The sequence below is a fragment of the Magnetococcales bacterium genome, from assembly GCA_015231925.1.
In the GTDB taxonomy this organism is placed as follows: domain Bacteria; phylum Pseudomonadota; class Magnetococcia; order Magnetococcales; family JADGAQ01; genus JADGAQ01.
On the sequence record JADGAQ010000141.1, the window covers coordinates 1 to 11029 of the forward strand.

Consider the following 11029-nt stretch of genomic DNA (forward strand, 5'->3'; position numbering starts at 1 on the left):
TTGCGATATCTGGGAGAAATACGGCTCCGGCCTGCTCTCCATGCACGGCCAGACGGGCAATCTGCAGTTGCAGGGCATCACCGCCGACAAGGTTCAGGCCTGCTTCGACGAACTCAATCCCCTGGGTTGGGATCTGGGCGGCGCGGGAGCCTGCGTGCGCACCGGAGCTTCCTGTGTGGGCCCCGCCCGTTGCGAAATGGCCTGCTACGACACGCTGAACACCCATCTCAAGGTGCTGCGTTACTACACCGATCTGGTACACCGGCCCCAACTGCCCTACAAGGCCAAGTTCAAGTTTTCCGGCTGCCCCAACGACTGCTGCAACAGCATCCAACGCTCCGATTACGCCGTCATCGGCACCTGGAAGGACGACATCCGGATCGACCACGCCGAAGTCAAGGCCTTCGTGGCCCGCAAGGGTCTGCAATATCTGGTCAACAACGTCATCAGCCGTTGCCCGACCAATGCCATCACGCTGCAGGGCAGCGATGACATCGTCATCGACAACGGCAGCTGCGTGCGCTGCATGCACTGCCTGAACGTCATGCCCAAGGCCCTCTCTCCCGGCAAGGAGCGCGGCATTTCGCTGCTGGTCGGCGGCAAGGGGCATCTGAAGATGGGCAACATGCTGGGCTCCATGATGGTTCCCTTCATGCCCATGGAAACGGAAGAGGATGTCGATGCCCTCATCGAACTCGTGGACCGCATCATCGACTATTGGTCGGAGAATGGTCTGGATCACGAACGGGTCGGCGAGTGCATCGAACGGGTTGGCATGCAGACCTTCCTGGACGCCGTCGGTATCGAAGCCATTGTGGAAATGGTCGAGCATCCGCGGGACAACCCGTTCTTCAAGGCCGATCACGAACATGTGCCGCAGATTCACCCGCGTGCCTGACGGCCCCGGACCCGTAACGACATCATCTTCCTGCGCAAGGATTGGATACCATGGCTGAGAGAGAGTATCAGACGAACGAATGTGGTCCCAACGACTTCCGGCAGTTTCTGCATCCCGTATCGGTGAAGAATTACGGGAAGTGGCACTATCACGAGCGCCCCCGTCCCGGCGTTCTGAAGCATGTCGCCCTGAGCGGGGATGTCCTCTACACGGTGCGCGCCGGTACCCACCGGCAGGTCACCATCGACATCGTGCGCAACCTCTGCGATCTGGCGGACAAGTTTGCCGACGGACATCTGCGCTGGACGGTGCGCAACAACGTCGAATTCATGACGCCCAAATGGGAAAATGTCGAACCCCTGATCCGGGAACTGGAAGCGGCGGGTCATCCCGTCGGCGGCACCGGCCCCTCGGTTTCGGCGGTAGCCCACACCCAGGGATGGCTGCACTGCGACATTCCCGCCACCGACGCCTCCGGCGTGGTGAAAAGCATGATGGACGAACTCTACCAGGAGTTCATCAAGGAGGAGATGCCCAATCGCGTGCGCCTCTCCACCTCCTGCTGCGAGATCAACTGCGGTGGTCAGGCCGATCTGGCGGTGGTGGTGCAGCATACCCGTCCGCCCCGCATCAACCACGAAATCCTGGCCAATGTCTGCGAGATGCCCAGCACCGTGGCCCGTTGCCCGGTGGCGGCCATTCGGCCCACCACGGTCAACGGCAAGCCCTCCCTGATGGTGGTGGAAGAGAAGTGCGTCTACTGCGGCGCCTGCTTCGGCGCCTGCCCGGCCATGGAGATCAACCACCCCGACTACTCCAAACTGGCGGTGTGGATCGGCGGCAAGAACTCCAATGCCCGCACCCGGCCCACCAACATGAAGCTGGTCTGCCACGGCCTGCCCAACAATCCCCCCCGCTGGCCGGAAGTCAACGAAGTGGTCAAGCGCATTCTGATGGCCTACAAAGAGGGTGGACGCGACTGGGAACGCCTCGGGGAGTGGGTGGATCGCATCGGCTGGCGTCGCTTCTTCGAGGTAACCGGGCTGGAGTTCGACAAGTACATGATCGACAGCTACCGTTACTCGCGGGTCTCCCTGAACAAATCGGCCCACGTGCGTTTCTGACCGACTCGGGGAGAGAACCATGACTCAAAGCAACCACTATCTGGATACGGCCAAAAACTGGCCGTTCACCCCCATGGTGCAGGAAAACGGTCTGGATCGCCAGGTGGCCTACGGCGACAAGAGCGTCCTCTGCCCCACTTACAGCCAGCGCGTTCCGCCCTGCTCCCACGGCTGCCCGGCGGGAGAGGACATTCGCGGCTACAACAACATCCTGCGGGGCGTCTGGAAGCATGACAATCCCTGGCAGGCCGCCTTTTACCGCCTCACGGAGACCAATCCGTTCCCGGCGGTCATGGGACGGGTCTGCCCCGCCCCCTGCCAGAAGTCCTGCAACCGGCAGTATCGCGACGAAACCGTCGGCATCAACGCCATCGAGCATGCCATCGGTCAGTACGCCATCGACCACAACCTCGCCTTCCCCAAACCGATTCATGCCACCGGCAAGCGCGTCGCGGTGGTGGGCAGCGGTCCGGGAGGCCTCTCCTGCGCCTACCATCTGGCCCGCAAGGGCCATGCGGTGACCCTCTTCGAACGGGATCCCAAACTCGGGGGCATGATGCGTTACGGCATCATGGGCTACCGGGTGGACCGCAGCGTCCTGGAAAAGGAGATCCAGCGCATCGTGGACCTGGGCATCGAGGTGCGTTGCAACGTTCGTATCGGGACCGACATCAGCCTCGACGAACTGCGCAAGAGCTATGACGCCGTTTTTCTGGGCGTCGGCGCCCAGAAGGGACGCAACCTGCCCATTCCCGGCTCCGAAGGCCCCGGCGTGACCAACGCCATCGCCTTCCTGCGGGAGTTCGAACTGGTCGGCGGTTCCGACGGCGGTCTCGGCGCCATGGGCCTGCAGGGCAAGCGGGTGGCGGTGATCGGCGACGGCGATGTCGCCATGGACGTGGCCCGTCTGGCCCTGCGTCTCGGAGCCTCCTCCACCCTTCTCTCCGGTGTGGCCCGGGAGGAGATGAACTGTTCGGCTCCGGAATTCGACGAAGCCAAACAGGAAGGTACCGACATGCTGTTCCAAACCGGTACCGTCTCGGTGGAACGCAACGCCTCCGGTGCCGTCACCGGTCTGAAATGCACCCGCATGGTGCGCAAGGAGAAGGGTGAAGAGGGCTGGAATCACGCCATTCCCTTCTTCCGTTACAAGCCCGAGGCGGGCAGCGAATTCACCCTGCCCGTGGACATCATCGTGGCCTCCATCGGACAGACCACGGATATGGCGGGCCTGGAACAGGCCACCGGCGGCACCCCCTGGTTGCAGGTGGATGTCAACGGCCAGATTCAAGGTCAGAAGGGCCTTTTCGGCGGCGGCGACGCCGTCAGGATCTCCCTGCTCACCACGGCCATCGGCCAGGGACGCAAGGCTGCGGAAACCATCGATCTCCAACTCCGGGGCATCGATCCGCCCAAGCTCTCCAAACCGGATGTCATCCCCTACAAGAAATTGAAGTGGGACTACTTCCCGGTCTCTCCGCTGGCCAGGCGCTCCCTGCGCCATTTCGAGCAGGTGGTCGACAACTGGCAGGAAGGTCTGACCTGTCTCACACCGGAGAAGGCGGTCGCGGAAACCAGCCGCTGCATGAGCTGCGGTCTCTGTTTCGAATGCAATCAGTGCATGCTCTACTGCCCCAAGGAAGCCATCACCAAGTTCAAAGGCAATCCGGAAGGACAGGTCATGTTCACCCGTTACGAGCGCTGCGTGGGCTGTCACATCTGCGCGGAGGTTTGTCCAACGGGGTACATTGACATGGGCATGGGTCACGTATAGATCTTAGCCAGACTCGGGCGGAAGGCTGCGACCTTCCGCCCCTTTTCCTGGAAGGATCCGCCATGTCGATTGCCATCGCACTGCACCTCCTGGCCGCACTGATCTGGATAGGTGGCATGTTTTTCGCTCATATGGTCCTGCGTCTGGCAGTCGAAACACGCGATCTCGAAGACAAGGTTCACCTCTGGCAAGAGGTGTTGCCACGCTTTTTTCGCTGGGTTTGGGGGGCGGTGGTGGTGTTGCCCCTGACCGGCTACTGGATGGCCGTGACGCTGTACGGCAATCCCTTTTTGGCAACAGGGTCCATCCGGATCATGCAGGTGCTGGGCTGGTCCATGATTCTTCTCTTCGTGGGCATCTACTTCACCTCGTATCGATCCTTCCAGGAGCGCATGCGCCAACAACTCTTTCCCGAAGCGGGGCTCTACCTGCTGCGTATCCGTCGCGTGGTGACCATCAACCTGATCCTGGGGTTGCTGGTCGCGGTTATCGCCTCGGCTGGCCGGTTCCTTTAGATCCCGGAACACAAGGAGATCAACGTGGCTCAAAAAACGGCCAAGTTCTCTGTCGGACAAGTGGTGCAGCACGCCCTGTTCAACTACCGGGGAGTGATCGTCGATGTCGACCCGGAGTTCACCCGCTCGGAATCCTGGTATCAACGGGTGGCCCGCTCGCGTCCGCCCAAGGACCAGCCCTGGTATCAAATCCTGGTTCACGACAGCGACGTGCAAACCTATGTCGCGGAACGCCATCTGCTTTCCGACGCCATGGACGAGCCCATCGACCACCCGCAGGTGGACCAGTTCTTCAAAGAATTTCGCAACGGGTGCTATACCCCCCGTTCGCGTATGAATTGACCGGACTTTTTACGAAAGGTTGACTTGAAATGGAACAATCCGCATTGGCGCAAGCCTTGGAATCCGCCATATCCCGTGCCGAGGGCTGGGCGGTGAACGGTTGGAAAGTGACCTTCGGTCCCGGCAACGTGGAGGTCAACTCCCTCTCCGCAGCCCGGACCACCCCTGCGAACTTCGTCTACCGCCAGGAGGCCATCTCCTACTGGCAGAATATCGAAATGGCCGGTGTCGAAACCGCCGCCCAGGGCCGCAAAGCCCTGGAGGCCCTCTCCCGCAACGACCTCCACGCTGCGGGCAACGCCCTCTACCTGGCGGTTTTCCTGGAGAAGAAGATCAATTCCGGCACCCCCACCTGGGGACCGGTACAAGCACTGCTGCAAAAGCAGGCCGCCTGATTCGAACCTCTGCGGGAGGCCGTCCGGCCTCCCGCAAGCCACCTTTGCATCCCTCCTGTACACGCTCCCTTTTCCATCCCTAAGTTCATCGGGTATTCTTAGTAACGATAGACTCCATCGTTCATTCATGCCCACAGGAGAAAATCCTTTCCATGAATACCTCATGGCGTTTTCTGCTGCTCATTCTTCTCCTGATGAGCGTCTCCGTACAGGCCACAGAACAAACCCCCGAAGAACATGAAGCCTATTATCGGGAGTTGAACAAGGTCTACAGGTCCCTGTTCGAGGAGATCGAGCCGGTAGTGGCCCCCTCCCCGTCACTGAGCCTCCGGCAAGCCCTTCCCAACGGGGTGAACGTCGTTGATATCAAAATCTCCCCCACCGCTCCCGAAGCGATGGTTCTTTTGGAAGACGCCAAGGGCGTCTCCACCCTGTTCCGCTGGCGAATGGGAGCGGCAAGCGAATCCTGGACTCCCTTGCCGCCTCCCCCGGTGCGGCTTAACAGCCTGACCTGGCATCGTCACGGCGAGCGGCTGTTTGCCGCCGGAGAAAAGTCACTTCTCGCCCTGAACCCCGATGGAACCTGGCACGCCCTTTGGCAATCCCCGCTTCCCATCAGCCGTCTGATCGCCGGCCCCCGCCCTTTTTGGCAAACCCATCCCCACGTCGAGCCCCCCTTTTTCCGCCTCTTCTTCGCTCTGCAACAGGAGGGCGGCAACCACGTTGTCGCTTCCGTCACCGAAGAGGGAAAGCGATTCTATCACCTGACCTCACCAGGCCCCGTTACGCCCGAAGCGTGGCAAAAAGATATGGAGCCCCCGGCAGTCGAAAGCGTGCCGAATGCCCTGCCCATTGAGTTCCACCCGGCCGGACATCGTCTGATCCTGTCCGGTGACAAGGGCTGTTTTCTTTCCCGAATGTACTCCGTTTCCAACTGGGACCAGGCCAAACCACTGGATGAACCCTGCGGTGGCGAAGTCAGCCACACCCCCAACGGGACCGCTCTGCTGCACTGGCAGCCGGGAAAACCCGGTGTGGAGGTGGTGGAAAAGGTCAGCGGCAAACGCTGGACGCTGCTGCCCGATCAACTCTTTCGCGCCATGCCCCGCCTGACCACCGATGGCAAGGGATTGTTGGGCTGGGTTGCCGAAAAGGAAGGCTCCTTTCTCCTCTACCAGCCCGTCCCTCTGCCTCTCGCCGATGTGGTCAATGCCTGGATGTTTCTGGAATCTCCCCAGGACCAGTCACTCTTTTCGGAGAATGGAGGGCTTTATCGCCCCCTGAAGTACGAACAACTTTACAGCTTGTACGAAAGCGAACTTTATGGTTGTGGGCACTCCTACGCCAGTTACCATCCAGCACGGCCTTTCCTGGTCACCACCGATATCTTTTGGGAAGTCTTCGCCGCCGCCTACCAAGGCATTTTTCTGACCCTGGAACGGCAGCGGGCCATGCCCGCTTTTCGGGATCTGGTGCAACGGGCCAGCCAGGAACTGAGGGAGAAGGCCCCGAACAGTCGCCTGGCGGGAGTCTTTACCGCCGCCAACGCCCTGATGAGCGGGCAGGAGGAGAGCAATCCCGAAGCCACTCTGATCAAGGCGGCGAAAGGGGAACATCACTCCCCTGTTCTGAAAGAATACATCGATTACAGCCTCTTCGCCCCCCGCGGTCATTACAGCCACGACGGGGAAAGCCGCGCCTATTTCCAGGCCATGCGCTACCTGGGCCATCTGAAATCGAAACAGAAGGGAAACCACTTTCTCGAAGAGGAGGAGGTCGCTCTCCTGCGTTCCCTTTCTCCAACCGTTCAAACCCTGGCCGCCACCTGGATCCAGGGCTATCAGAGTCTGATCGCCCCCTCCCGAGCGCCCCTGGCCTGGAATCTGCCTTCCAGTCCGGCCGATTACGCCTCGCGCACCGTCTCCGGACGAGCCCTCTTTCCCCTTTCCTGGGGCTGGGACAACGAGGTTCTCGATCGGGTGGTTCATCATGAGGACGACCCCATGAGCCGGGGCGGATGGGATCACCGGTGGCTGCCCACCGGGTTGGATCTGGCCATGGCCTTCGGCAATGGTTTGAGCGAAGAGTTGCTTGAAAACTCCGGTCTGTTCGTCACCTATCCCATGCTTCGTCCTCGTTTGAAATCCCTTCAGGAACGTTTTGCCGCCGGTAAAGGCAAGGAAGGCGAAAATCTCTATGCCCGATGGCTGCGGGCTCTGGCCGAACAGTGGGCCGAGGAACCTGCCACGCCCATCCGGGGCCCCCTGTGGCGGAGCAAACGGTTGCAAACCGGGCTAGCCTCCTGGGCCACCCTGCGTCATGCCACCATTCTGGTCAACGAGATAAGCGGTGCGGAGTGCGGCGAAGCCGGTTTCGAAGAGATCATCATGCGCCCGCCACGGGGTTATGTGGAACCGGATCCGGCAACCTTCAACGCCATCGCCGATCTTTTCGAAACCACCGCCCGCATGGTGGCTCGAAGCTGGCCAAGTCAGGATCCCCTGGCCCAGGGCATCATCCGTCGCCTGGAAGAGTCCCGAAAGGATCTCCTCCACTTCGGGGCCATGGCGCAAAAAGAGCTGCGCGGAGAGCCTCTGACCGGCCAGGAGTACGACGACATCCACCACGTCGCAGCCAAGGCGGAACACAATTTTCTGGTCTTCTTCAGCCTGATGGCCAAAGAAAACGCCCTCATCGCCCCGGACCCGATCATGAAGGTCGCCGAAGTGGCGGGCACCGAATTCAACAGCTTTCTGCAGGCGGCTGTCGGCTATCCTCTGGAGTGGGATCAGATCGTACCCTCCTTCGGACGCCGTGAAATCGTCAAGGGAGCCATCTATTCGTACCACGAATTTGTCACCAACCAGCCCATGAATGACGAAACCTGGCGCAGCGCGGCGGCTACAGCCTCCCATCCCCGCTGGGTGTCGCGTTATCTTTCCGACTCCCCCCTCGACTGCAGCCCCAGGGATCCATGAAACGCCACTGCTGGGGTCTTCTGCTCCATCTGGTTGTTTTACTTGGCATAAACCTGGTAGTGGCCGATGGGGAGCGACTGATTTTCGCCGGAGACGTGCTTCTGGGCCGGGAAGTGGCCCGGGAAATGGACCGTCGCCCCGGTGAATCCCCCTGGGCCGGACTCACGGAGATCAAACAGGCCACATTCGCCATGGCCAATTTCGAAGGAGCCGTGGGCGGTGAAGAGACGGACTGCGACTCCCGAAGCCCCACGCCCTGTTTCCGAATTGACCCATCCAGGCTCTCAGCTTTGGGGCAAGCCGGTTTTTCCGCCGTTGGCCTGGCCAACAACCACGCGGGCGATCTGGGTGAACAAGGCCGTCTGCAGACCCGATCCGCACTGGAAAAGGTCGGAGTGGCCTCTCTCGATTTCGCCACCTCTCCCGGATTCGTCCGCCTGGGGCAGCACACCCTGGGTTTGGTGGCCCTCAACCGCATCGGGGACAGGAATCGCCGGCAGGATCCCGCCCCTTCCCTGGACAGCGCCCGAAAACTGCGTCTGGCCAGAACGCTTGCGGATTGGGTGGTGGTTTTCATCCATTGGGGAGCGGAATTGCGGGATTGGCCTCAGCCGGAGCAGATTGAACTGGCCGAATGGTTAATCGGACAGGGAGCGGATCTGATTATCGGGCATCACCCCCATGTACCCATCGCCCCTCAATGTCTGAAGGGACGCCCGGTTTTCTTTTCCCTGGGCAACCATCTGTTTGACCAGAAGTATCCCCAAACCCGGCAAGGTTTGATGGCCGATTGCCGAATCGAGGACTCGTATCTGAGCTGCGACGCCGTAACAACAACCACCGCTCCCGGATCCTTTTTCCCCCACCGGGAAAACGCGACGACGACGGGAATCGCCGATTGCCGCATTGCGGCGGGGGGTGGGCTGCACCTGGCAAACCATCACCTCCGCCCCTGGGGTGAAGCGGGGCGACTGCTCACCGCGCCCCTGGTTCTGGAAGGAACCTCCCCGGACCACCGCTCCTGGAAAAGCGCCGCCCGCCATCTGCTCTCCCTGGAAGCGGTCTCTTTCGAGGCCGACAAACCGCCGTTGCTGTTGAGCATCGAAAGGCACCCCTCCTCCCTGGACCGGGAGGAGGGGCCCCGTCCCTACGTCTATCAGGTGGCCGACCGGGGTCTGGTGGCCCGCTGGCGCGGCAGCGCCCTGGCCTGGCCTCTCATTGAGGCCCAAGCCATGCCGGCAGGGGATGGATTGCACCGGCTCTGCGCCCTGCATCGGGCCGACTCCTTCATTCGGCTCGACCCGGCCAACAAGGAGACCCGAACCGCCCTTTACCAATGGAACGGCTTCGGCTTTCGCGCCGCCAACGATCCGGAAAACGAGGCCCGTTGCGAAGCACTTTATAGGGCGCTGCAATCAAAGGCCCTGCCGAGTTGAGTACCGGTCAAGCCACTGCTCCTTGCCCGAGATTCACCGCCACGATGATTGAACAGTGGGGTCAATCAGAGTAATCTTCCCAAGGAATACCCCCTTGGAGGAATGCCCGATGCTGTCCCAGGATGTACAACTCCTCGAATCCTTTGTCCGGACCCTGCGACAGGAGCGCCCCGAGGCCCGTGTCTGGGCTTATGGATCCCGCGTCCGGGAAACGGCCACCGAAGAGTCCGACCTTGACCTGTGCGTCGTGGTGGACACTCTGGACCGGGCCACGGAAGATCGCATTCGGGAAATCGCCTGGGAAGAGGGTTTCGCACATGGACTGGTCATCTCGGTGTTGTGTTACGCATCCGGGGAATTTTTTTCCGGCCCCCGCAGTGCCAGCCCCTTGGTTCGCACCATTTTGCGGGAAGGCATGGTGGCATGACCGGGGAGGAGTCGCGACACATCCTTATTGCTCACCGCATGGAACAGGCGGAAGAGTCTCTTTCCGACGCGACTCTGTTGTTGGAAGGCAAACGTTATCGGGCCTCGGTCAATCGATCCTATTACGCCATGTTCTATGCCGTACTGGCGTTGCTCATCGCCAAAGGCTTGGGAACCTCCAAACACAGCGGGGCCATTGCCTTATTCGACCGGGAGTATGTACGCAACGGAATTTTCGCGAGGGATCTTTCCAAGTGGCTGCACACCACATTTTTGGAAAGGCAAAAGGCTGATTACGACGATTTGAGCCAAGTCGACGGTGAACAGGCCGAAACTGCGGTGCGCCACGCCAACACTTTTGTAGCCCAGGTCAGGAGCCATCTGCAGGAGAGTGCGGCCTTCGTGCCACACTCCCAGCCCTGAACCTGGGGTGACCCGAGGACCACGACACCAACCATCGGATCACCCCAGCCGCAGTTACTGCCCCCCTCTTTCAGGCAGAAGCTCAAATCAAGCAGACCTTCTCTTCCAACTCTTTGATCAACACCGCCGCGTTTTCCGAATAGTCGATGGCCAGATCGATGACATGCACCCCCGGACTCTCCAGGCACCTGGACAGCAGGGGAGCGAACTCCTCCGTGGCGTTGACCCGATGGCCGTGAGCGCGGAAGCTCTCGGCATACTGCACGAAATCGGGATTGCCGAAGTCAAGGCCGAAGGAGGGCATGCCCATATGCTCCTGCTTCCACTTGATCATGCCGTAACCGTTGTCTTTCAGCACGATCACCACCAGATCCAGCCCCAGTCGCACCGCCGTCTCCAGCTCCTGGGAACTCATCATGAAGCCGCCGTCGCCGCAAATCGCCACCACCTTGCACGCCGGTTTGGTCAGTTTGGCCGCCATGGCCGACGGCAATCCCGCCCCCATGGTGGCCAGGGCGTTGTCCAGCAGCACGGTGTTCTGTTGGTAAGCCGGGTAGTTGCGCGCCACCCAGAGTTTGTACATGCCGTTGTCCAGGGCCAGAATGCCGTCTTCGGGCATGACGCGGCGCAGGTCCGCCACGAAACGCTGCGGCAGAATGGGAAAGGCGTTGCTGTCGCTCTTTTCGGCGATATGCTGCTTCGCCTCCCGCCCCACGCG

At 60.9% G+C, this 11029-nt stretch carries 11 protein-coding genes; 10 read left to right on the forward strand and 1 reads right to left on the reverse strand.

From position 1 onward, the window contains the following. From dsrA to HQL56_14215, 10 genes are all read left to right on the forward strand, one after another. Positions 1 to 898: dissimilatory-type sulfite reductase subunit alpha (gene dsrA / locus HQL56_14170; protein MBF0310665.1), on the forward strand; the 898-nt coding region annotated here is incomplete at its 5' end. Between the two features lie 50 nt (positions 899 to 948). Next, positions 949 to 2022, forward strand: a complete 1074-nt coding sequence (dsrB, locus tag HQL56_14175) for a dissimilatory-type sulfite reductase subunit beta (protein MBF0310666.1) — start codon at positions 949 to 951, stop codon at positions 2020 to 2022. 19 nt (positions 2023 to 2041) lie between these two features. Next, positions 2042 to 3796, forward strand: a complete 1755-nt coding sequence (locus tag HQL56_14180) for an NAD(P)-binding protein (protein MBF0310667.1) — start codon at positions 2042 to 2044, stop codon at positions 3794 to 3796. 62 nt (positions 3797 to 3858) lie between these two features. Continuing rightward, positions 3859 to 4311 carry a CopD family protein gene (locus tag HQL56_14185; GenBank protein MBF0310668.1) on the forward strand — a complete coding sequence of 151 codons (453 nt, stop codon included), beginning with the start codon at positions 3859 to 3861 and terminating at the stop codon, positions 4309 to 4311. A 24-nt stretch (positions 4312 to 4335) separates the two neighbouring features. After that, positions 4336 to 4653: a heat shock protein HspQ gene (hspQ, locus tag HQL56_14190; protein ID MBF0310669.1), complete on the forward strand. Its 318-nt coding sequence runs from the start codon at positions 4336 to 4338 to the stop codon at positions 4651 to 4653. Positions 4654 to 4682: 29 nt separating this feature from the next. Then, positions 4683 to 5048 carry a hypothetical protein gene (locus HQL56_14195; GenBank protein MBF0310670.1) on the forward strand — a complete coding sequence of 122 codons (366 nt, stop codon included), beginning with the start codon at positions 4683 to 4685 and terminating at the stop codon, positions 5046 to 5048. Positions 5049 to 5200: 152 nt separating this feature from the next. Continuing rightward, complete coding sequence (locus HQL56_14200) at positions 5201 to 8026, forward strand: DUF3160 domain-containing protein (GenBank protein ID MBF0310671.1); 2826 nt, start codon at positions 5201 to 5203, stop codon at positions 8024 to 8026. After that, positions 8023 to 9462: a CapA family protein gene (locus HQL56_14205; protein ID MBF0310672.1), complete on the forward strand. Its 1440-nt coding sequence runs from the start codon at positions 8023 to 8025 to the stop codon at positions 9460 to 9462. Before HQL56_14200 ends, HQL56_14205 begins: the two co-directional genes overlap by 4 nt. Positions 9463 to 9571: 109 nt before the next feature. Further along, a complete protein-coding gene (locus HQL56_14210; protein MBF0310673.1) occupies positions 9572 to 9889 on the forward strand; it encodes a nucleotidyltransferase domain-containing protein in 318 nt (105 codons plus the stop codon). Beyond that, positions 9886 to 10311, forward strand: coding sequence for a HEPN domain-containing protein (locus HQL56_14215; GenBank protein ID MBF0310674.1), 426 nt, complete (start codon positions 9886 to 9888; stop codon positions 10309 to 10311). The genes HQL56_14210 and HQL56_14215 overlap by 4 nt, the downstream gene beginning before the upstream one ends. An 82-nt stretch (positions 10312 to 10393) precedes the next feature. On the opposite strand, the gene HQL56_14220 is transcribed toward HQL56_14215, so the two are convergent. Further along, positions 10394 to 11029: acetolactate synthase large subunit (locus tag HQL56_14220; GenBank protein MBF0310675.1), on the reverse strand; the 636-nt coding region annotated here is incomplete at its 5' end.

Bases quoted from the DNA above. Each gene is read 5' to 3' on its own strand.
- HQL56_14195 (MBF0310670.1), top strand. From the start codon at position 4,683: ATGGAACAATCCGCATTGGCGCAAGCCTTGGAATCCGCCATATCCCGT.
- HQL56_14205 (MBF0310672.1), top strand. From the start codon at position 8,023: ATGAAACGCCACTGCTGGGGTCTTCTGCTCCATCTGGTTGTTTTACTT.
- HQL56_14200 (MBF0310671.1), top strand. From the start codon at position 5,201: ATGAATACCTCATGGCGTTTTCTGCTGCTCATTCTTCTCCTGATGAGC.
- HQL56_14180 (MBF0310667.1), top strand. From the start codon at position 2,042: ATGACTCAAAGCAACCACTATCTGGATACGGCCAAAAACTGGCCGTTC.
- dsrB (MBF0310666.1), top strand. From the start codon at position 949: ATGGCTGAGAGAGAGTATCAGACGAACGAATGTGGTCCCAACGACTTC.
- HQL56_14215 (MBF0310674.1), top strand. From the start codon at position 9,886: ATGACCGGGGAGGAGTCGCGACACATCCTTATTGCTCACCGCATGGAA.
- HQL56_14185 (MBF0310668.1), top strand. From the start codon at position 3,859: ATGTCGATTGCCATCGCACTGCACCTCCTGGCCGCACTGATCTGGATA.
- HQL56_14210 (MBF0310673.1), top strand. From the start codon at position 9,572: ATGCTGTCCCAGGATGTACAACTCCTCGAATCCTTTGTCCGGACCCTG.